The sequence below is a fragment of the Methylobacterium sp. J-088 genome (assembly GCF_022829295.1).
Classification (GTDB): Bacteria; Pseudomonadota; Alphaproteobacteria; order Rhizobiales; family Beijerinckiaceae; genus Methylobacterium.
This window is the reverse complement of the sequence record NZ_JAKSYH010000209.1, coordinates 57,279-77,745: the sequence shown is the minus strand read 5'-3', so window position 1 is coordinate 77,745 and position 20,467 is coordinate 57,279. Positions and strand designations below refer to the sequence as shown.

At 68.8% G+C, this 20,467-nt stretch carries 22 protein-coding genes; 11 read left to right on the top strand and 11 right to left on the bottom strand.

What is annotated here, in order from left to right; translation table 11 throughout:
* Positions 1 to 69: 69 nt before the first annotated feature.
* The 4 genes from dnaK to MKK63_RS23420 all read left to right on the top strand — a co-directional run bounded on the left by dnaK (position 70) and on the right by MKK63_RS23420 (position 4,602).
* Positions 70 to 1,989: a molecular chaperone DnaK gene (gene dnaK / locus MKK63_RS23435; RefSeq protein WP_244006060.1), complete on the top strand. Its 1,920-nt coding sequence runs from the start codon at positions 70 to 72 to the stop codon at positions 1,987 to 1,989.
* 250 nt (positions 1,990 to 2,239) lie between these two features.
* Positions 2,240 to 3,394, top strand: a complete 1,155-nt coding sequence (gene dnaJ, locus MKK63_RS23430; RefSeq protein WP_244006059.1) for a molecular chaperone DnaJ — start codon at positions 2,240 to 2,242, stop codon at positions 3,392 to 3,394.
* A gap of 139 nt (positions 3,395 to 3,533) precedes the next feature.
* Positions 3,534 to 4,172: a class I SAM-dependent methyltransferase gene (locus MKK63_RS23425; RefSeq protein ID WP_244006058.1), complete on the top strand. Its 639-nt coding sequence runs from the start codon at positions 3,534 to 3,536 to the stop codon at positions 4,170 to 4,172.
* Positions 4,173 to 4,281: 109 nt separating this feature from the next.
* Positions 4,282 to 4,602, top strand: a complete 321-nt coding sequence (locus tag MKK63_RS23420; RefSeq protein ID WP_244006057.1) for a hypothetical protein — start codon at positions 4,282 to 4,284, stop codon at positions 4,600 to 4,602.
* A 145-nt stretch (positions 4,603 to 4,747) separates the two neighbouring features.
* Here MKK63_RS23420 and MKK63_RS23415 read toward each other — a convergent pair whose 3' ends face one another.
* The 6 genes from MKK63_RS23415 to MKK63_RS23390 form a co-directional block, all read right to left on the bottom strand.
* Complete coding sequence (locus tag MKK63_RS23415) at positions 4,748 to 5,437, bottom strand: phytanoyl-CoA dioxygenase family protein (RefSeq protein ID WP_244006055.1); 690 nt, start codon at positions 5,435 to 5,437, stop codon at positions 4,748 to 4,750.
* Entirely contained in the window at positions 5,434 to 5,709 is a 276-nt protein-coding gene (locus MKK63_RS23410; RefSeq protein ID WP_244006053.1) for a hypothetical protein, read from the bottom strand. Before MKK63_RS23410 ends, MKK63_RS23415 begins: the two co-directional genes overlap by 4 nt.
* A gap of 244 nt (positions 5,710 to 5,953) precedes the next feature.
* Positions 5,954 to 7,267, bottom strand: a complete 1,314-nt coding sequence (gene deoA / locus MKK63_RS23405; protein WP_244006050.1) for a thymidine phosphorylase — start codon at positions 7,265 to 7,267, stop codon at positions 5,954 to 5,956.
* 1 nt (position 7,268) lies between these two features.
* Positions 7,269 to 8,000: a deoxyribose-phosphate aldolase gene (gene deoC / locus MKK63_RS23400; RefSeq protein WP_244006048.1), complete on the bottom strand. Its 732-nt coding sequence runs from the start codon at positions 7,998 to 8,000 to the stop codon at positions 7,269 to 7,271.
* On the bottom strand, positions 7,997 to 8,815 hold the full coding sequence (locus tag MKK63_RS23395; RefSeq protein ID WP_244006047.1) for a purine-nucleoside phosphorylase: 819 nt from the start codon (positions 8,813 to 8,815) through the stop codon (positions 7,997 to 7,999). The genes deoC and MKK63_RS23395 overlap by 4 nt, the downstream gene beginning before the upstream one ends.
* Positions 8,808 to 9,236 carry a cytidine deaminase gene (locus MKK63_RS23390; protein ID WP_244006046.1) on the bottom strand — a complete coding sequence of 143 codons (429 nt, stop codon included), beginning with the start codon at positions 9,234 to 9,236 and terminating at the stop codon, positions 8,808 to 8,810. The genes MKK63_RS23395 and MKK63_RS23390 overlap by 8 nt, the downstream gene beginning before the upstream one ends.
* Between MKK63_RS23390 and MKK63_RS23385 the strand changes: the two genes are divergently transcribed.
* Positions 9,153 to 9,635 carry a type II toxin-antitoxin system Phd/YefM family antitoxin gene (locus MKK63_RS23385; RefSeq protein WP_244006045.1) on the top strand — a complete coding sequence of 161 codons (483 nt, stop codon included), beginning with the start codon at positions 9,153 to 9,155 and terminating at the stop codon, positions 9,633 to 9,635. The genes MKK63_RS23390 and MKK63_RS23385 overlap by 84 nt on opposite strands.
* Positions 9,595 to 9,909, top strand: coding sequence for a type II toxin-antitoxin system YoeB family toxin (locus MKK63_RS32280; protein ID WP_409564550.1), 315 nt, complete (start codon positions 9,595 to 9,597; stop codon positions 9,907 to 9,909). The genes MKK63_RS23385 and MKK63_RS32280 overlap by 41 nt, the downstream gene beginning before the upstream one ends.
* Positions 9,910 to 9,919: 10 nt before the next feature.
* Here the strand turns inward: MKK63_RS32280 and MKK63_RS23375 are convergent, their stop codons facing one another.
* The 5 genes from MKK63_RS23375 to MKK63_RS23355 form a co-directional block, all read right to left on the bottom strand.
* On the bottom strand, positions 9,920 to 10,684 hold the full coding sequence (locus tag MKK63_RS23375) for an anti-sigma factor family protein (RefSeq protein WP_244006043.1): 765 nt from the start codon (positions 10,682 to 10,684) through the stop codon (positions 9,920 to 9,922).
* 193 nt (positions 10,685 to 10,877) lie between these two features.
* A complete protein-coding gene (locus tag MKK63_RS23370) occupies positions 10,878 to 11,525 on the bottom strand; it encodes a sigma-70 family RNA polymerase sigma factor (RefSeq protein WP_244006040.1) in 648 nt (215 codons plus the stop codon).
* A 61-nt stretch (positions 11,526 to 11,586) separates the two neighbouring features.
* Positions 11,587 to 12,135 (bottom strand): glutathione peroxidase, encoded by a 549-nt coding sequence (locus MKK63_RS23365; RefSeq protein ID WP_244006037.1) that lies wholly within the window; start codon positions 12,133 to 12,135, stop codon positions 11,587 to 11,589.
* A 148-nt stretch (positions 12,136 to 12,283) separates the two neighbouring features.
* Positions 12,284 to 13,975, bottom strand: a complete 1,692-nt coding sequence (locus MKK63_RS23360) for a methyl-accepting chemotaxis protein (protein ID WP_409564548.1) — start codon at positions 13,973 to 13,975, stop codon at positions 12,284 to 12,286.
* Between the two features lie 239 nt (positions 13,976 to 14,214).
* The gene (locus tag MKK63_RS23355; protein WP_244006033.1) at positions 14,215 to 15,342 is read right to left on the bottom strand and encodes a patatin-like phospholipase family protein; all 1,128 of its coding nucleotides are present in this window, start codon (positions 15,340 to 15,342) and stop codon (positions 14,215 to 14,217) included.
* A 375-nt stretch (positions 15,343 to 15,717) separates the two neighbouring features.
* Here MKK63_RS23355 and ispG point away from each other — a divergent pair, with 375 nt between their 5' ends.
* From ispG to MKK63_RS23330, 5 genes are all read left to right on the top strand, one after another.
* On the top strand, positions 15,718 to 17,061 hold the full coding sequence (gene ispG, locus MKK63_RS23350; RefSeq protein WP_244006031.1) for a flavodoxin-dependent (E)-4-hydroxy-3-methylbut-2-enyl-diphosphate synthase: 1,344 nt from the start codon (positions 15,718 to 15,720) through the stop codon (positions 17,059 to 17,061).
* Positions 17,062 to 17,345: 284 nt separating this feature from the next.
* The gene (locus MKK63_RS23345; protein ID WP_244006030.1) at positions 17,346 to 19,334 is read left to right on the top strand and encodes a potassium transporter Kup; all 1,989 of its coding nucleotides are present in this window, start codon (positions 17,346 to 17,348) and stop codon (positions 19,332 to 19,334) included.
* A gap of 13 nt (positions 19,335 to 19,347) precedes the next feature.
* Entirely contained in the window at positions 19,348 to 19,683 is a 336-nt protein-coding gene (locus MKK63_RS23340) for a DUF6968 family protein (RefSeq protein ID WP_244006029.1), read from the top strand.
* 79 nt (positions 19,684 to 19,762) lie between these two features.
* Positions 19,763 to 20,008, top strand: a complete 246-nt coding sequence (locus MKK63_RS23335) for a type II toxin-antitoxin system VapB family antitoxin (protein ID WP_244006028.1) — start codon at positions 19,763 to 19,765, stop codon at positions 20,006 to 20,008.
* Entirely contained in the window at positions 20,008 to 20,412 is a 405-nt protein-coding gene (locus tag MKK63_RS23330; protein WP_244006027.1) for a type II toxin-antitoxin system VapC family toxin, read from the top strand. Before MKK63_RS23335 ends, MKK63_RS23330 begins: the two co-directional genes overlap by 1 nt.
* The last annotated feature ends 55 nt before the right edge of the window (positions 20,413 to 20,467 follow it).

The window sequence follows — 20,467 nt, the reverse complement described above, 5'->3', positions numbered from 1 at the left end:
ACCGCCATGGGCCGAGCTGCTTCGGGGCTCGGCGGTCTGCTTGAACGCGACACAAAGAGGGATCCCACCATGGGTAAAGTTATCGGTATCGACCTCGGCACCACCAATTCCTGCGTGGCCGTCATGGAAGGCACGCAGCCCAAGGTCATTGAGAATTCGGAAGGCGCCCGCACCACGCCGTCCATCGTCGCTTTCACGGATGACGGCGAGCGGCTCGTCGGCCAGCCGGCCAAGCGTCAGGCGGTCACGAATCCCGAGCGCACGTTCTTCGCCATCAAGCGGCTCGTCGGCCGGACCTACGACGACCCGATGACCCAGAAGGACAAGGGCCTCGTGCCTTACCCGATCGTCCGCGGCGACAACGGCGATGCCTGGGTCGAGGCCGATGGCAAGAAGTATTCGCCCTCGCAGATCTCCGCCTTCACGCTGCAGAAGATGAAGGAGACCGCGGAGTCGCATCTCGGCCAGCCGGTCACGCAGGCGGTCATCACGGTTCCGGCCTACTTCAACGACGCCCAGCGTCAGGCCACCAAGGATGCCGGCAAGATCGCGGGCCTCGAGGTGCTGCGCATCATCAACGAGCCGACCGCGGCGGCGCTCGCCTACGGCCTCGACAAGAAGAAGGCCGGCACGATCGCGGTCTACGACCTCGGCGGCGGCACCTTCGACGTATCGATCCTCGAGATCGGTGACGGCGTGTTCGAGGTGAAGTCCACGAACGGCGACACCTTCCTCGGCGGCGAGGACTTCGACAACCGCATCGTCGAGTACCTGACGGCCGAGTTCAAGAAGGAGCAGGGCATCGACCTGACCAAGGACAAGCTCGCCCTTCAGCGCCTCAAGGAGGCGGCCGAGAAGGCCAAGATCGAGCTGTCCTCGGCGACCCAGACCGAGATCAACCTGCCCTACATCACGGCCGACAACACCGGCCCGAAGCACCTCGCGCTCAAGCTCTCGCGCGCCAAGTTCGAGTCGCTGGTGGACGACCTGGTCCAGCGGACGATCGAGCCCTGCCGCAAGGCGCTCAAGGATGCCGGCGTCTCGGCCTCCGAGATCGACGAGGTGGTGCTGGTCGGCGGCATGATCCGCATGCCGAAGATCCAGGAGGTGGTGAAGTCCTTCTTCGGCAAGGAGCCCCACAAGGGCGTCAACCCGGATGAGGTCGTGGCCATCGGCGCCGCCGTGCAGGCGGGCGTGCTCCAGGGCGACGTCAAGGACGTTCTGCTGCTCGACGTGACCCCGCTGTCGCTGGGCATCGAGACGCTGGGCGGCGTGTTCACCCGGCTGATCGACCGCAACACCACGATCCCGACCAAGAAGTCCCAGACCTTCTCGACTGCCGAAGACAACCAGAACGCGGTCACGATCCGGGTTTTCCAGGGCGAGCGCGAGATGGCGGCCGACAACAAGCTGCTCGGCCAGTTCGATCTCGTCGGCATCCCGCCGGCGCCCCGCGGCATGCCGCAGATCGAGGTGACCTTCGACATCGACGCCAACGGCATCGTCAATGTGACCGCCAAGGACAAGGCGACCAACAAGGAGCACCAGATTCGCATCCAGGCCTCGGGCGGCCTCTCGGACGCGGATATCGACCGGATGGTGAAGGACGCCGAGGCCAATGCCGAGGCCGACAAGAAGCGTCGCGAGCTGGTCGAGGTGAAGAACCAGGGCGAGAGCCTGATCCACGCCACCGAGAAGTCAGTGACCGAGTACGGCGACAAGGTTCCGGCCGCCGACAAGGGCGCGATCGAGACCGCGATGGCCGCGCTCAAGACCGCGCTCGAGGGTGAGGACGTGGAGGCCATCAAGGCCCGCACCACGGACCTGATGCAGGCTTCGATGAAGCTCGGCGAGGCCATGTACGCGGCCAACCAGGCTGCGGGTCCGGATGCTGGTGCCGAGGCGGCGGCCTCCTCCGAGAAAAAGGACGACGTCATCGACGCCGACTTCCAGGAGGTCGACGAGAAGGACCAGAAGAAGCGCGCCTGAGGCGCGGATCTGATACGACCGCGCGGGGCCGGAGCGATCCGGCCCCGCCTTTGCGTGATCAGTCTAGTCAGACGCTCCGTCATACCGGGGATACGGAGCCCGGAATCCAGACCCACCGGCAGATCTTGGATCTGTCGCTTCGGTGTTTCTGGTTTCCGGGTTCGGCAGCAGCGCCCCGGTATGATGGGACGATGGTAAAAGCGTCGCGGCCCGGGATTCGGGACGGGACGGGAAGGCACCTGAGGGCGGGATGTCGAAGCGGGACTATTACGAGATCCTGGGGGTCACCAAGACCGCCACGGAAAGCGAGATGAAGGTCGCCTTCCGCAAGCTCGCGATGACCTATCATCCCGACCGCAATCCCGGCGACAAGGACGCCGAGATCAAGTTCAAGGAAATCAACGAGGCCTATCAGTGCCTCTCCGACGGCCAGAAGCGCGCCGCCTACGACCGGTTCGGCCACGCGGCCTTCAGCCAGGGCGGTGCAGGCGGCCCCGGATTCGGCAACGAGTTCGGCGACTTCATGTCGGACATCTTCGACAATTTCTTCGGCGACGGCCGTGGCGGCGGCGGCGGTGGCCCAGCCCGGGGCCGGGGCGGAGCGCCGGGCCGCGAGCGCGGAGCCGACCTACGCTACAATCTGGAAATCACGCTGGAGGAGGCCTACGCGGGCAAGGCGGAGACCATCAAGATCCCGACCTCGGTAACCTGCGAGGCCTGCGACGGCTCTGGCGCCAAGCCCGGCTCGAAGCCCCGGACCTGCCAGACCTGTGCGGGCTACGGCCGGGTGCGGGCCGCCCAGGGCTTCTTCGCCATCGAGCGGACCTGCCCGAACTGCCACGGCCGCGGCGAGATCGTCGACGATCCCTGCACCTCTTGCCAAGGCGCGGGCCGGGTCAACCGCGAGCGCACGCTCTCCATCAACGTGCCGGCCGGTGTCGATGACGGGTTGCGCATCCGGCTCTCCGGCGAGGGCGAGAGCGGGTTGCGCGGTGGACCGCCTGGGGACCTCTACGTCTTCCTGTCGATCAAGCAGCACGAGTTCTTCCAGCGCGACGGGGCCGATCTGTTCTGCCGAGTGCCGATCTCAATGGTCACGGCCGCACTCGCGGGCGAGATAACCGTGCCGGTGATCGACGGCACGCAGACCCAGGTGCGGATTCCCGCCGGCACGCAGACCGCCAAGCAGTTCCGGATCAAGGGTAGGGGCATGCCGGTGCTCCGGTCACGGGAGGTTGGCGACCTCTACATCCAGGTCTTCGTCGAAACCCCGCAGAACCTGACCAAGCGCCAACGCGAACTCCTTCAGGAATTCGATCAATCGGCCTCGCCGGAGAATCATCCGGAATCCGCGGGCTTCTTCTCGAAGGTTCGAGACTTCTTCGGCGGCGCGGTCCGTCCGTGAGGGCGGATCCGAACGGCCCGACGGCCTGTTATGCAACCGGCCGGCGTGGCTTGCGTACCCTAGGCGCCGTTACAGCTTGACTGTAAGACAGCGGCGTCGATAGCCTTTCATTCTCATTCGGCATCAAGGAATCCAGGACTTGCCGCCGCTCCGCCGTCCTACCGCGAAGGCTCCCGTCTCCCGGAGCGCGATTTTCGGGCCGCGGCGCGACCCCCTGGAGGACGAGGCGCGGTTCCTCCGCTCCTGGCTGGAACGCCCGCTCGTCACCGGCGCGGTGACGCCGTCCGGCAAGATGCTGGCCCGCACCATGGCGGCCTACGTCGATCCGCGTCGCGAGGGTCCGGTGGTTGAGCTCGGCCCCGGCACCGGTCCGGTAACCGAGGCGCTGATCCGGCGGGGCATCGCTCCTGAGCGGCTGATCCTGGTCGAGTTCAACCCCGATTTCTGCAAGCTCCTGAGCCGCCGCTTCCCCGGCGTAACGGTGATCCGAGGCGACGCCTACGACATGCGGGCGAGCCTGCGAGACGTGCTGACGCAGCCCGCTGCGGCCACGATCTCAAGCCTGCCGCTGTTCACCAAGCCCCTGGAGCAGCGGCTCGACTTGCTCAACACGGCCCACGACCTGATGCAGCCCGGGGCACCGTTCGTGCAGTTCACCTACGCGGTGGTTCCGCCGATCCCGGCCCGCTGCGAGGCCGGCAGCTATACGGCCGACCGTTCGAACAGGGTTTGGTTGAATCTGCCGCCGGCCCGCGTCTGGGTCTACCGCCGGCCCTGAGCTGAACACGGCCTGAGCGAGCAGCTCACTTTCACGTCAACTGCCGGGTGTCAGACCTGAGCCATAGCCGGTCGCGGTACCGCGACCAGCGTGGAGCAGGAGAACACTGATGTTCACCAAGACCGCACGCATCCGCTTGGCCGCCGCCCTGACAGTCGGGGGACTGGCCATCGCAACCCCCGCCATGGCCGCGCCCCTCGGGATCGATTCCGGATTGCGCGAAGGCGCCAAAGGTGTCGTGACCGTTCAGTACGGCTACGGGTCGCGTCATCATGGCTGGCGCGATCATGGCGGCTTCGGTCCGCGCCATCACCATCACGGCGGCTGGGGCCGCGGTCGTCATGACGGCTGGGGAGATCCGCGCGGCTTCGGTCCGCGCCACCATCACCACGGCGGCTGGGGCAACCGCCACGGCTACGGCCGTTGGTAAGTCAGCGCTGCGCCCTCTCGTAAAAATCGTGCCCTTCGCGGCACGGGGACTTTCCCTCCCCTTTTGCGGGGGAGGGAGGAACCCAAGGGCTGCTCGACGCGCCGTCCTATCCTGAAACTCGACCGCCGGCCTTCGACAGCAGGCCCTACAGCGCGATCTGCTGCCGGACCGCCACGTCCGGGTTCGATGCTCCGCAGGTCGGCAGGCTCTCGACCGGGCCATGGACCGCCGAGGTCGTCGCCGACAGGTCGTGGTAGCAGACGCAGCCCTCGGCGAAGTAGTGGTGTACGAGCGCCCTGCGCGTCCGCCGGATATCGGCTCGGGCCGAGCCGCCGTGCAGCAGGTTCGCGTGCCAGAACAGCACGTCGCCCTTGTGGGCCGTGAAGTATTCCGGCCTGGCCCCGTGGTCCCGGATCTCGCGCTGGATCGCCGGCTCGTAATGCTCGACATAGGCGCCGTAGCCGCGCTGCTGAAAATCCTCCGGCGAGATGCCGACATCGTGGCTGAACAGGTACGGCAAGCGGTGGGTACCGGGATAGTAGACGAGCGGCCCCGACTCAGCGTGGATGTCCTCCATGGCGATCCAGCAGGCGGCGAGATAGCCGACCGGGTAGGTCGTCATGTGGATCGAGTCCGAGTGCTCGGCCTGCTGGCTGCCCTTGTGGGACGCGATGGTCTGGAACGGGATCGCGGGGCGGCCCAGCACCATGCTGCTGAAGTTGACCAGCACCGGATGATTCAGGAGTTGGCCGATCTCTTCGACCTTCAGGTGCGGATTGAGGTAGCGGCCGGGATGCGGATCGTCCTCGGCGGCCTTCTCGGGGGCGAGGGTCACATCGCCCCGGGCGATCGCCGCCTCGTAGGCGCCCAGGCCTCGTCGATCGTCTCGGCATCGATGGCGCCGCGCAGGACGTAGTAGCCGTGCTCCTCCCAGGACCGGCAGATCTCGGCCTGCCGGGGGGTGATCTCCCGCCGCGCGACGCGCCGCGTGATGATCTCCTGCGCGTCCGGCTGGTCGAGCCACGGGCTGGGCCCGGATTCCGGAAAGTTCTCGGCCCGGAACACCTTGATGCACCCGATATCGACCGGGACGTCGGCATCGACCACGAAGGGGGCTGGCGGGGGCGACGCGTTAGGATCCCGTCCGGAATCTCGATTTGATCGCGTCAGCGCGCGAGCAAGGTCCGCGACACGGCGGAACGGTCGGGCCATCACATCCTCCGCCCAACGGGCAGTGCCGCCGCGTCCGCGGCGCGGGCTCTGCGCGACGCGTGCGACTTGCCGCCGGACGTCGCAAAGCTTCGCGGCAATCGTGAGACCGGCAGCGCACACGCTCGCATAGGCTGCTGCTTCAGGGCGTGGCCGTCCCCGTACTCCGCACGGATCCGAGGATCGCCGGCCGTTCGGTGGGTGCCTCGCCCATCCGGTAGGCCGCGCGAAGGGCCGCCTCCGCCCGATCGGCGGCGGCCTCGTCGGCCGCGTGGACGATCCCGAGCAGCCCCTCGGAGGATCCCGGTTCGGCGAGATCCGTGAAGCCGACCCGGGGGTCAATGGTATCCTCGGGGCGGGTGCGTCCGCCGCCGAGCCCGATCACCGCCAAGCCGATATCCCGCGTGGCAATAGCCGCCACCGTCCCCGCCTCGTGGATCGGCCGCCGCACCGGCGCGGCGGGCAGGTGTCGTTCAGGCTCGTCGAGCAGGTCCGCCGGGCCGCCCAGCGCCGTGACCATCTCGGCAAAGATCTCGGCCGCCCGGCCTGAGGCCAGGACGACTTCGAGCCGCTCCGCGGCGCCGGCGGCGTGCCGTGCGAGGCCCCCGGCCACCAGCATCTCGGAGGCCAGCGCCAGCGTGACCGCATGGAAGCGTGGCTCCCGGCGCAGACCCTTCAGGTAGTCGATCGCGTACGCGACCTCGACGGCGTTGCCGGCGGCGCTGGCGAGCGGCGCATCCATGTCGGTGATGAGCGCCACCGTGCGCAGGCCCGCCCCCTCCGCCACCGTGACGATGCTCCCGGCCAGCGCCTCGGCCTCGGGCAGCGTCGCCATGAAGGCACCAGAGCCCTGCTTGACGTCCATCACCAGCCCATCGAGCCCGGCGGCGAGTTTTTTCGACAGGATCGACGCGGTGATGAGGTCGAGCGACTCGACCGTGCCGGTGACGTCGCGGATCGCGTAGAGGCGCCGGTCGGCCGGGGCGAGATCCGCGGTCTGGCCGATGATCGCGCAGCCGACGCGGCGGACGACCTGCCGGAACGTGTCGAGCCCCGGGGTCGCGTCGTAGCTCGGGATGCTGCCGAGCTTGTCGAGCGTCCCGCCGGTATGGCCGAGGCCGCGTCCCGAGATCATCGGCACGTAGCCGCCGCAGGCCGCCACCATCGGGGCCAGCACCAGGCTCACCGTGTCGCCGATGCCGCCGGTGGAGTGCTTGTCGAGCACCGGGCCCGGCAGCGCCCAGCTCAGCACCGTGCCCGAATCCGCCATGGATCGGGTGAGCGCCACCCGCTCGGGCAGCGCGAGGCCGCGGAAGAACACCGCCATGGCGAAAGCCGCCGCCTGCCCCTCCCCCACGGTGCCGTCCGTGAGGCCCTGGATGAAGGCCCCGATCGCGTCCGGATCGAGCGGCAGGCCGTCGCGCTTGGCCCGGATGATCTCCTGCGGAAGCCGCATGTCAGAGGTCCCGAGCTTGAACCAGGGTGCCGTACAAGCTGCTCGCCCCGACCCGGAAGGTTTTCGGAGTCACCCAGCCGGATCCCATGATCCGGTCGACGAGCGCGAGATAGGCCGCTGCGTCGGCGACGCTGCGCAGGCCGCCCGACACCTTCAAGCCGGCGGGGCGGCCGCTCGCACGAATCTCGGTCAGCATCAGTTCGGCGGCCTCCGGGGTGGCCGAGACCGCGCTCTTGCCCGTGGAGGTCTTCAGGAAATCGGCGCCCCCCTCCAGGGCGAGCCGGCTCGCCGCCCGGATCGTCTCCGGATCGCCGAGTTCGCCCGTCTCTAGGATCACCTTGAGGGTGGCGGTGCCGCAGATATCGCGCACCGCCTCGACCATGTCGCGGGCCAAAGCCGCATCGCCCCGCATCAGGGCGCGGTAGGGCAGGACGAGGTCGATCTCGTCCGCGCCGTCGCGCAGGGCCTCGGCGGTGTCGTCGGTGGCCCGGGCGCAATCGTCACCGCCTTCGGGGAAGTTGATCACTGTGGCGATCCGGATCCCGGTGCCGGCGAGCGCCCGCGCGCCCTGCGTGACGAAGCGCGGCCAGACGCAGATCGCCGCCACGGGGCCGGCCTTCGCGTCCCGGCATAGGACGTCGATCTTCGTTTCGGTGCAGGTCTCACCAAGATCGGTGAGATCGAGGAGCGGCAGCGCCCGGCGGGCGACCACACCGGTCTCGGGATCGGTCATGGCGTGTCTCCTACGGGCAGGCCGGCCACGAAGGCCCGGATCAGGCGACCGAGCGCCTCTGCGGCCCGGGCCGCCACCGCCTTCGTCTCCGCATGGTGCGGTGCCCCCCCGGCGATCCCGGCGGCGAGGTTGGTCACCACGGAGACCGCCGCCACCGGCAGGCCGAGGAACCGGGCCAGGATGACCTCGGGCACCGTCGACATGCCGACAAGGTCGGCCCCCAGGATGCCGGCCATCCGGACCTCGGCGGGCGTCTCGAAGCTCGGGCCGGAGAACCACGCATAGACCCCCTCCCCCAGCGGGACGCCGCAGGCGCTGGCCGCCGCGTGAAGCCGCGCGCGCAGGTCGGGATCGTAGGCGTCGGTCATCGGCACGAAGCGGGCGTCGGTCGTCTCGCCGATCAGGGGGTTGAGGCCGGACAGGTTGATGTGGTCGGCAAGCAGGACGAGGCTGCCGGGGCCGACCGCCGGCCGCAGCGACCCGGAGGCGTTGGTGAGCAGCAGCCGCCGGGCCCCGAGTTGCCGGGCGCAAGCGAGCGGCAGGCGCATCACCGCCGGGTCGCCCCGCTCGTAGGCATGCGCCCGTCCCTCGAAGACCAGGACGGGCCGCCCCGCCAGGGATCCGCGGTGCAATCGCCCGGCATGGCCGCTGACTCCCGCTCCCGGGAAGCCGGGAATCGCCGCGTAGGCAAGGGAGACGGCATCCTCCAGGCTCCCCGCAATCCCGCCGAGGCCGGTGCCGGTCACGAGGGCACAGGCGTAGTCCCCCACGAAGCCGGCAGCGTGCAGCGCGTCGAGGGCGGCGGCCTCACTCACCGAGCGTCTCTGGTCCGAAGGCTTCCGGCAGCAGCTCGGCGAGCGTGAAGGTTCTGGCGATGCCGCCCGGCGTGGCGGCGTGGATCGGCGTGTCCGGCCTGGCGAATTCACGGATGCGCTGGCGGCAGGCGCCGCAGGGCGTCACCAACCCCGCGCCGTCCCCACAGACGAGGATCTCCGCGATGCGCAGCCCGCCGCTGGCCACCATGGCGGCGATCGCGCCGGCCTCCGCGCAGGTGCCGACCGGATAGGCGGCGTTCTCGACGTTGCAGCCGGCATGGATGGTGCCGTGCTCGTCCCGAAGCGCAGCCCCGACGCGGAAGCGGGAATAGGGCGCATGCGCCCGCTCACGGACCGCCCGGGCGGCCGCCAGCAGGGCCGCCCCGTCGTCCACTGCCCGTACCGAATCCGCAGCCTGCATGGCCGATCTTTGGCACCGGCCGGGGCGGAATGTCGAGGGTCATGGCGGGTGGGGATCCGGGATCGCGGTGGGTGCTTGTCCCAGACTGTGGGGGGCCATGGATCCACGATACGTGCAGTATCCTGTACGGACGCGGGCAGGCGGAAGAGTCAGGTCGGTTACACCGAGTTCCGGGCCCACCTCGCCACGTATCTCGATCGTGTCGAGGAGGATCGGGCGGAGCTTGTCGTGACCCGGCAGAACCGACCAGACATTGTGGTTCGGCCGCGGGCCGAGCTGAACAGCATCCACGAGACGTCGCACCTGCTTTCGACCCCAGCGAACGCCAAGCGTCTCCGCGACAGTGTCGCCCAACTTGATGCCGAGGCCGGTACCGCGCATGACCTCATCGAGCCGTGAAGCTCGTCTGGTCGGCGGACGCTTGGCAGGACTACCGGCACTGGCACGCGACCGACCGGGACACGCTCGTCCCGTCCGCATCACTGACCTGATCAAGGCCAGCATGCGCACGTCGTACGCGGGCATCGGGATGATCGAGCCTCCGAGAGGCGATCTCGAAGGGTGGTGGTCGCGCTGGATCACGCGGGACCACCGGCTCGTCTACGGCGTGACGGGCGTCGGGGACGACCAGATCCTCGAGATCGCCCCGGGTCGCTGGCCCGTCGACAGCTGAGGCGGCCTTTTCAGCGCGCCGCCGGCCCCGCGCCGAGGAGCCCCGCCACCCGCCGGAGCGCAGCGTCGTCCCGTGGGCCGATCAGCGCGTAGGCGGTCTCGCCTGCGTTCCAGGAAACGATATCGCCGTCCTCGGAGCCGGTGAGCGTTGCGGGGCCGCCGCGAATGCCGCGAGTGGCGAACAGCGATGCCTCGCCATAGTCCCCAGCCTCCAGCGCGAGCTCGATGCCGGTGCCGTGCCGGGCCGGGAAGATCTGGATGTCGCGCACCCGCCAGCCGTCCGGCAGCGCCGGCAGGTCGATGCCCGTCACCGAGCGCAGGCGCGCCCGGTCGTAGACCGGCCCATCAGCCTGACCGCTGACGCTCTTGCGCAGCTGCGCCACGGCCCGGGCCTGCCGGGCATCGGCGATCAGCGCCGGATCCGGCGTCGCCGCCAGGGTGTCGGGCACGCCGAAGCGGCCGATCTCGTCATGGGCGAGCCAACCCGCGCCGACCAGCACCGCGATAGCGGCGGCCCGCTTAAGGCGGGAGGCGACGCGGCGCCAGCGCATGTTCCGGTCGAAGCGGCGGGCGAGCGCGACGGTGCGGTCGGGCCCGGGGCCTGAAACTCGCTCGAAACAAGCCCGCAGGGCATCGCGATCGTGCATCTCGGCCATCACCCGGGCGGCGGCCGCGGGATCGGCCGCCAGATGGGCCTCGACATCCAGACGGCGCATCGGCTCGATCTGCCCGTCGACGAAGGCGATGAGATCGTCGTCTGTGATCGGATCAATCATCGTGAAGTCCTCGGTGCCAGCGTGCCCCGGATCGCGCCGCCGTTCAACGGCGGTGGCCCCGGGCCTGTGTTACCGCATGGCGGAGTGGGAAAACCGGATGAAGCGTTCCCGCACCATGCCGCAGCGCGATCCGCCGGTCGCTGTCGTCAGTCCGCGCCGGCGCCGGGGACTGACCGATATTCTGACCCGGTTCCTAGTTCTCTCCGGCCGCACGCCGGAAAGGCCAGGCGGACCGGCCCGGCGGCGTGTCGGACACGACGAGCCGGAGGGTCGAGGGCGCCCCGCGCCCCTTGTCGGGTGTCCGGTCGGCGGCCCTGCTCTCGGCCTCCGCCCCGGAGGTCCGGTCCGTCCGCGCGCCCTCCTCGAAGGCCCGCAGGGCAGCCCGGCCGCGGCCAAGGCGGGACATCAGCGTCCCGATCGGAATGCCGAGGACCGTCGCCGCATCGGCGTAGGCCATGCCCTCCAGGGTCACGAGGTGCAGGGCGGCGCGCTGCTCCTCGGGCAGCGTGAGGAACGCCTTCCGGATCTGGGCGAGACGGACCTGCCCCTCCTGGGCGGGGGGCGCCATGTCCTCGGCCATCCGCACCAGCGTGTCGGCGTGGCGCGCCTCCACCTGCCGGCGGCGCTGCTCGTCGATGAAGGCGTTGTGCAGCACCGTCATCATCCAGGTGCGCAGATTGGTGTTCGGCCGGAGCGCGCCCTGCATCTCCAGGGCGCGCACCAGCGTGTCGTGCACGAGGTCGTCGGCCCGCAACGCGTCGCGGGTGAGGGACCGGGCGTAGCGCCGCAGGGGCACCAGCAGGTCGAGGAGGTCAGCGCGCTTCTGCTTGTCTGAGGCCATGGAGCGTCAACGCGGGGGCCCGGCGCTTTAATCCCGAGGGCCTGTGTTGCGGTGTTCAGGCCTAGTCGAGGGTGGCCGCGATTCGCGAAATCACCCGCGGGTCGGTGGGTTCGACCTGCGTGGCGAAAGCCGCCGCGAGCGTGCCGTCCCGGGCGATCAAGTACTTGTGGAAGTTCCAGCGCGGCGTCTCGGCCGGGCGCTCGGCGGCCGCCCACCGGTAGAACGGATGCGCCGCCGGCATCTTCACGTGAGTCTTGGCCGTGAGCGGGAAGGTGACGCCGTGATTCTTCCGGGCGGCCTCCGCGATGGCCGGACCGTCCAGCGGCTCCTGATTGCCGAAATCCGGCGAGGGCACACCGAGAACCGTGAGACCCCGGTCGCCGAACCGCGTCCATAGCGTTTGAAGCCCGGCGAGCTGCCCGGCATAGCCGCAGGCCGTCGCGGTGTTGACCACGAGGATCGGTTTTCCCGCGTAGGCCGACAGCGGCATCGGGCCGCCCTCCGGCGTCTCGAAGGCGAAGTCGGTGGCCCGTGTCGCCTCGGCGGCGCGGGCACCGCCGGCCAAGCCGGCGCCGATCAGGATCAGGGCCTCGCGGCGCAGCAGCGTCATGGCGGCAACCTCGCTCCGCTCGGGGGGGGCTCCCCAGTGCTCCCCGAGCGAACGTATGATACGCGATTCCGGTCCGCGTTTCGAGCGCCGGAACGGCAGCGTCGTCGCAGGCATGACGGCGGCCATCCCGACAGACTGCGTGGATCGGTCAGGCCGCCCGGACCGTATCGAGGAAGGTACGGACTTCCGTGTCGAGCTGTCGCGCCTGAACCGAGAGGTCCGAAGCCGAGTCGCGCACGTGCGCGGCAGCCTCCCCCGCCCTGTTCGCCGCCCGGGCGACGCGCGCGATGGTGCGGGTCACCGCGCCGGTGCCTGTCGCCGCATGCCCGACATTCCGGACGATCTCCTGGGTCGCCGCCCCCTGCTGCTCGATCGCGGCGGCGATACCGCTGGCCAGTCCGTTGATCTCGCTGATCCGCGTGACGATGACGGTGATCGCCCCGGAGGCGTCCCCGGTCCAAGACCGGATCTCCGCGATCTGCCGGGCCACCTCCTCGGTGGCCTTGGCGGTCTGGGCCGCGAGTTCCTTCACCTCGGAGGCCACCACGGCGAAGCCGCGCCCCGCTTCGCCCGCGCGGGCCGCCTCGATCGTGGCGTTGAGCGCCAGCAGGTTGGTCTGGCCGGCGATGCCCGCGATGAGGCCGACCACGTCGCCGATCCGCACCGCGCTGGCCTGCAGGTTCTGCATCAGCTCCGACGATCGCCCGGCCTCGGTGACGGCTGTGTTGGCGACATCCGTCGATGTCTGCACCTGACGGCCGATCTCGCCGATCGTCGCGCCCAGTTCCTCGGCGGCCGCCGCCACCGTGCCGACATTCGCGGCGGCCTGCTCGGCCTCGGTGGTCACCGCGTTCGACTGGTCCGCCGTCTCGGCCGCGGCCGTGCTCATGCTCTCGGCGGTGCCCTGCAGCTCGGTTGCCGCGGCGGCGACGGCGCGCACCACGCCGCCGACCGCCGCCTCGAAGCTCTCGGCCATCCCGTGCATCGCGGCCCTGCGCTGCGCATCCAGCGCCGCCCGCGCCTGGATCGCCTCCGCCTCCAGGGTCTTGGCGCGCACGAGGCCATCCCGGAAGACCTGCACGGCCTCGGCCATGGGTCCGATCTCGTCGCCCCGGCCCACCCCGGGCACCGCGACCGCGAGATCGTCCGCGGCGAGCTTGCGCATGGTTACCGTGATGGCGCGGATCGGCCTCGCGATGCCGAGTTGGAGGAGCACCAGTCCGATCAGCGCGATGGTCGCCGCCAGCCCGAGACCCCCAAGGCTGGCGACGCGCGATGCGGCAATTGCCGCGCCCGACGCGGCCTCGCGTTCCTGCATCAGGGCCCGCTCGGTCTGCGCGATCTCGGCGATCTTGGCGCGGATGCGGTCCATGATCGCCATGCCGGTCCCCGCGCTGGCAATCTGCCGGGCCTCATCCCGGGTCGCGGCATCGCCCATGAGCGCGATCTCGCGGTCCGCGATCTCACGGCCCCAGCGCTCGGCCAAGCTCTTCAGCTCCGAGACCCGCTCCTGCTGCATGGGATTGTCGATGGTCAGCCGCCGAACCTCCGTCCACGCGCGTAAGAACGTCTGCCGTCCGGCCGTCTCGGGTTCGAGGAACCGCTTGTTCCCGGAAATCACGTAGCCGCGCAGGCCGGCTTCGCGATCGACCATCGCCGTATTCATTTGCTCGACCTCGACGAGCAGCGCGTGCGTGTGCGCATTCCACCGCTCGGCCTCCTCGATGCGGCCGATATTCGTGAGCGAGATCGTCGTAACGGCGACCATGACAGCAAGAATTGCTCCCATGACGAACGCAATCTTGAGGCTGATTCTGACCTTTATCATACGAAATGGCATGCCTCAGCCTCCCAGCCACGGGTCTCTATGATCGTCCGGGCAAATAATCGGACTTATGAAGCATACGAATCGTACATGAATGTATTATTTATTGTTCGTTGTGATGCAGAACGTCTTTATTAGACCTGCAATCGTCGTTCAATCCCGCTTAAGCAGTAATTCTCGGTTACAGGTAAGATTGTCATCGAAGATCATGACCGGATTTCGGCCCATCGCCTCAACTGCGCCGCCGGAGCGCCCTACTGATACGCCTCTTGCAGATCGATCGTGCAATCCCGGCCGACCGCCTCGTAATTCTCCGTCAGCCACGCCTGCGCGGCGGCGCGGCCCTTGTCGCGCAGGCGCTTGAACACGGTCCAGCGGGCGTCGAGCTTGGAGGCGGCGTTGTAATCCTCCAGGGCGTCGGTGCCGTCGATCCGGTGCACCAGGACCCGGCGGTACTGCCCCTGGCCGAGGGTCCCCTCCTCGATCAGCCCGTCGAGGAAGTCGATCGCCCGCAATTCCCGCATCAGGTTGGCGTTGAAGGTGATCTCGTTCAGCCGGTCGCGGATTTCGCTCTCCGTCCGCGGGGTCTCGCGCCGCTCCACGGGGTTGATCTGTACGAGGAGGATATCGCGCGTCTGGGCCCCGCGGTGGAGCGGGTAGAGCGGCGGGTTTCCGAGATAGCCGCCATCCCAATACGGCACGCCGTCGATCTCCACTGCCTGGAAGACGGTGGGCAGGCAGGCCGAGGCCATCAGGTGATCGACGGTCAGGCGCTCGCGCTCGAACACGGCCAGCTTGCCGGTCCAGACATTGGTGGCCGAGACGAACAGGCCGGCCGTGTCGGCCTCCCGCAGGCGCTCGAAATCCACCTGATCGGCGAGCGCCTTGCGCAGCGGGTTGATGTTGAGTGGGTTCGACACGTAGGGGCTGGGCGAGAACGCCTTGGCCCAGAACTCGGCGACCGGATTGCCCTTCCACAGGCTGAACAGCCCGCTGACGAAGTTGCGCTGGGCCGGGCCGAGGTCACCATCGAGGCTGACCTCCCGCCAGAACCGCTCCAGCCCCTCGCGGGCGCCGTCCGGGCCGCCTTTGAGCCAGCCATCGACCAGCACGACGGCGTTCATCGCGCCCGCGCTCGCCCCGGTCACCGCCTCGAAGCCGAGACGTCCATCCTCGATCAGCGCGTCGAGCACACCCCAGGTGAAGGCCCCGTGCGCGCCGCCGCCCTGGAGGGCCAGGGCCACCGGCTTCTCGGCGTTCGGCCCGGCCAGCATGTGGTTCGGGCTCTGAGCGGGCAGCGCGTCGATCGCGTCCGAGACGGGGGTCTCGGGCACCGCGGTGACGGGGTTGTGCGGCTCGGCGCCGCCGTGTTGCTCGCTCATGTCGGCCTCCTGACGTGCCATGAGAGATGGGATGCTGCGCTGCAACATCAACGATGCGCCAGGGTTGCGCGCCGCAGGGAGCCGGCGCGCGGCCGTGAGCGAATCGGCAACAGCGCCGGACGAAAACGCGTTTGCGGCCGTGGTGGGCCCTTGAGCGGGCGCAGGAAACTCGACATCCGCGCCCGGATACGACATGACAGCGGCGATGCTGTCTTGCGCGATGCTGTCCTGCGCGGCGCCGGCTTGACGCGGCACCGGGTCATCCGCAGCTAACCCGCGGCAGCCCCGAAGTTCCGGCGAGGCGTGTCCCCGGGGACCGGCCCGGCAGCCATCAAGGCTCCGGCACCCCGCGAGGCGCGCACGCGAAGGTCCGCGATGGAAGTCATGGAAGCCACCCGTTCCAAGAACCCTGCCGAGAACCTTGCCGAGGCCCCGCTGTCCTATGGCGGCCCGGAGATCGCCGGCCCCACGCCACGGCACCGCACGGTCGGCGTCACGGTCGGCGATGGCGAAGGGGCAGTCACGGTCGGCGGCGGGGCGCCGATCGTCGTTCAGTCGATGACCAACACCGACACGGCCGACATCGACGCCACGGTGGCGCAGGTCGCCCAGCTCGCCCGGGTCGGCTCGGAGCTGGTCCGCATCACGGTCGATCGCGACGAGGCCGCCGCCGCGGTGCCGAAGATCCGCGAGCGCCTCGACCGGATCGGCGTCCACGTGCCGCTGGTCGGCGACTTCCACTATATTGGGCACAAGCTGCTCGCCGACCATCCGGCCTGCGCCGAGGCATTGGCCAAGTACCGGATCAATCCCGGCAACGTCGGCTTCAAGGACAAGAAGGACACGCAGTTCTCGTCGATCATTGAGCAGGCGATCAAGCACAACAAGACCGTGCGGATCGGCGCCAACTGGGGCTCCCTCGACGGCGAATTGCTCACCCACCTGATGGACGAGAACGCCAAGCTGCCGCGACCGATCGATGCCCGCGCGGTGATGCGCGAAGCGATGGTGCGCTCGGCAATCGGCTCGGCCGACCGGGCCGTGGAACTCGGCCTGCCGCAGAACAAGATCATCCTCTCGGCCAAAGTTTCTGCGGTGCAGGATCTGATCGCCGTCTACCGCGAGGTGGCGCGCCGCTCGGACTACGCGATCCATCTCGGCCTGACCGAGGCCGGCATGGGCTCGAAGGGCTTGGTCGCCGCCTCGGCCGCCATCGGCGTTCTCCTGCAGGAGGGGATCGGCGACACGATCCGCTACTCGCTGACGCCCGAGCCCGGCGGCGACCGGAGCGTCGAGGTGAAGGCCAGCCAGGAACTCCTGCAGACCATGGGGTTCCGCACCTTCGTGCCGATGGTGGCGGCCTGCCCGGGCTGCGGCCGCACGACGTCGACCACCTTCCAGGAGCTGGCCCGCGATATCCAGAACTGGCTGATCACCTCCATGCCGGAATGGAAGAAGACCTATCCGGGCGTCGAGGGGCTGAACGTCGCCGTGATGGGCTGCATCGTCAACGGCCCGGGCGAATCGAAGCACGCCGATATCGGCATCTCGCTCCCCGGCACCGGCGAGACCCCGACCGCGCCGGTCTTCATCGATGGCAAGAAGGCGATGACTCTGCGCGGCGCGACGCTGGCCAAGGATTTCGAGACGGTGGTGATCGACTACATCCAGCGCCGATTCGGCCAGCAAGGCGGCGGGACACGCACCGCGGCCGAGTGAGAGCGGTCGGCAGAGACCCGCGCACCCCCTCCCCCCTCTGTGGGGGCGGGAAACCGCCCATCACGGCCTTACCCTGCCGAGACCCTGCCCCCCACCCTTCGCAACGCAACACGGTTTCCGCCCGCACGCGGCCGTGGTAGCAACGCGCCACGATCCCGTGAGCGGTCGGCCCGGTGGCCGGCCCGCGCGGTTCGGCGGAGTCTTCGCGTTCGCCGCATGGCCCCGACGGGCCCCCTGAGCCGAATCGCGAAACGCCGGCCACGCCCGAGCCTCCGACAATCCGCATGAGCCAGACCTTCGCACCCGGCGTAGACGCCCAGCCCGCGGCCGCGGACACCGCGGCATCCGGCGGTCCTGATGGCGGGCAGGGACCGGCCCCCGCCGGCTCCCTCGATTCCCCCGAGAAGGCCGAGACTCGCCACGGCCATGCCGGGTTCTGGACCCTGCTGGTCGGCTCGGTCGGCGTCGTCTACGGCGATATCGGCACCAGCCCGCTCTACGCGTTCCGCGAGGCGCTGGTCCCGGCCCGGACCGACGGCATCCTGCTGCCCGAGGAGGTGATCGGCACCGTCTCGCTGATCCTCTGGGCGCTGTTCATGATCGTGACCGTGAAATACGTCGCGATCCTGCTGCGCATGGACAACAACGGCGAGGGCGGCATCCTCTCGCTGATGGCGCTGGCCCGCAAGGCGCTCGGCGGCTCGCGCATCGTGTTCATGCTGGGGCTGCTCGGCGCCTCGCTGTTCTACGGCGACGCGGTGATCACCCCGGCGATCTCGGTGCTCTCGGCCGTGGAGGGGCTGAAGCTCGTCACCCCGGCCCTGAACGACTACGTGCTGCCGATTACGGTGACGATCATCGTCATCCTGTTCCTCGTGCAGAATCGCGGTACCGCCAAGGTCGCGGCCTTCTTCGGACCGATGACCGTGGTGTGGTTCGTCGCCATGGCGCTCGCGGCCCTGCCGCATATCGGCCTGCACCCGGAGGTGTTCCGGGCGGTCAACCCCTGGTACGCGGTGCATTACCTGCTCGGCCACGGCAGCGGGGCGCTGGTGGCGCTCGGAGCAGTGTTCCTGGCGGTCACCGGCGCCGAGGCGCTGTTCGCCGATCTTGGGCATTTCGGTCGCAAGCCGATCCAAGTGGCCTGGGTCTGCCTCGTCTTTCCGGCGCTCGCCCTGAACTATCTCGGGCAGGCGGCCCTGGTGCTGGAAAAACCCGACACCGCCGATCCGTTCTTCCAGCTCGTCCCGGCCTGGGGCCTGCTGCCGATGGTGGTACTGGCGACGCTGGCCACAGTCGTGGCAAGCCAAGCGGTCATCACCGGGGCCTTCTCGCTGTCCCGGCAGGCGATCCAGCTCGGCCTGCTGCCGCGGCTTGAGATCCGCCACACCTCCGAATCGCATGCCGGCCAGATCTACCTGCCGCAGATCAACGGGCTGCTGATGGTCGGAGTCGTGCTGCTGGCGGTTCTGTTCAAGACCTCCTCGTCGCTGGCCTCGGCTTACGGCATCGCGGTGACCGGCACGATGCTGCTCACCGCCTCCATGACCTTCCTGGTGATCTGGCGGATGTGGGGCTGGTCGCCGGTGGCGGCCGCCGCCGTGATGCTGCCCTTCATCATCCTCGAATTCCTGTTCCTGCTCTCCAACCTGATCAAGGTGGTGGAGGGGGGCTACGTGCCGCTGCTGCTGGCCGGCGGCCTCGTCATCCTGATGTGGACCTGGGTGCGCGGGGTCACGATCCTGTTCAACAAGACCCGAAAGACCGACGTGCCGCTGGTGGAACTGGTCGGCATGCTGGAGAAGAGCCCGCCCCACCACGTGCGCGGCACCGCGGTGTTCCTGACCAGCGATCCCGAGATCGCCCCGGCCGCGCTCCTGCACAACCTCAAGCACAACAAGGTGCTGCACGAGAAGAACGTGATCCTCACCGTCGAGACGGTGGACACGCCCCGCTCCAACCAGGCTGACAAGGTGCGGATCGAGCCGGTGGGGCCGCATTTCTATAAGGTCGTGATGAAGTTCGGCTACATGGAGACGCCGAACATCCCGAAGACGCTGGTGCTGCTGCGCCGCCAGGGCTTCAAGTTCGACATCATGGCGACCTCGTTCTTCCTGTCCCGCCGCTCGATCCGGCCGGCGGCGCATTCCGGCATGCCGCTCTGGCAGGACCGGATTTTCATTACCCTCGCCAAGAACGCCAACGACGCCACGGACTTCTTCCAGATCCCCACGGGGCGGGTGGTCGAGGTTGGGACGCAGGTGACGGTGTGAGGCTCGCGCCGCTATGGTCATCGGCACCCGCGTCCTGACGATCCGGAGCCCGGATGCGGATATTCCGGTTCCGGTCCAGCTTTGCGCGCCGGAATATGCGGATGAGCACTGGATCCGCCGCTACACGATCGCTTGGCCCGAGCATCCGCGGGACAGCTTCGGAGCCGGCGTCGATGCGTTGCAGGCGCTTCATCTGACGATGCAGAAGATCGGCATCGACCTCTACAGCAGCGCGGCCCACAAGGCCGGAACTCTAATGTGGGATAAGTTTGGCGACGGATACAGCTTTCCCATCCCGAAGAACGGCCGCGATCTGCTGATCGGCATGGACAAGATCTTCGAGGGCTGATGCAGGTGGGGGTGGGGCCAGCAGCTGGTGTAGATCCGCGCGAGCAGTTATCTACACCAGGCATCGAGGGCGTACCCACATGCCAATCAACGTCAACAATCCCGAAGCCGACGCGCTGACGCGTCGGTTCGCCGCCATTGCGGGAGTCGGTATCACCGAGGCGATCGTCATCGCCATGCGGGAGGCGATCGAGCGCAGGCACCGGGCGGAGACGCCGCGGGAGACCGCGGCCCGGTTGCGCGCGCAGCATGGGATCACGCTCGGCGAGACCGCCCGGAAACCTCTGCCGCGGGAGGTCTACGACGCCATGTGGGAAAGCCGCTGATGTTCGTGGATGCGTCCGCGATCGTCGCCCTACTGGGGGACGAGCCGGAGGCCGACCGGATTTCCGCAGCGCTCGCTTCGGCCAGCCATTGCAGAACCTCGCCTGTTGCGGTTCTCGAAACGGTGCTGGCGCTCGCGCGGCCCGACAAATTCGACATGACGGTCGAGGCAGTCGGACCGATCGTCCTCGAATTTCTAGACGCCAGGGGCATCGAGATCTGTGATCTCCCGCCCGCCAGCGAGACGACGGCGCTCGCCTTATCGGCCGCGCACCGATACCGGGCCGGCCGCCACGGACTCAATCTCGGCGATTGCCTCCACTATGCTGCGGCGCGGTTCCTTGGCGTGCCGATCCTCGCCACGGCCGACGAATTTCGCAGGACGGATCTGGAGACCGTCCCGTAAAGACGTCAGCTTTCGAGAGCGGCGTTGATCACCAGAGGGGTGGATCTGCGATCCG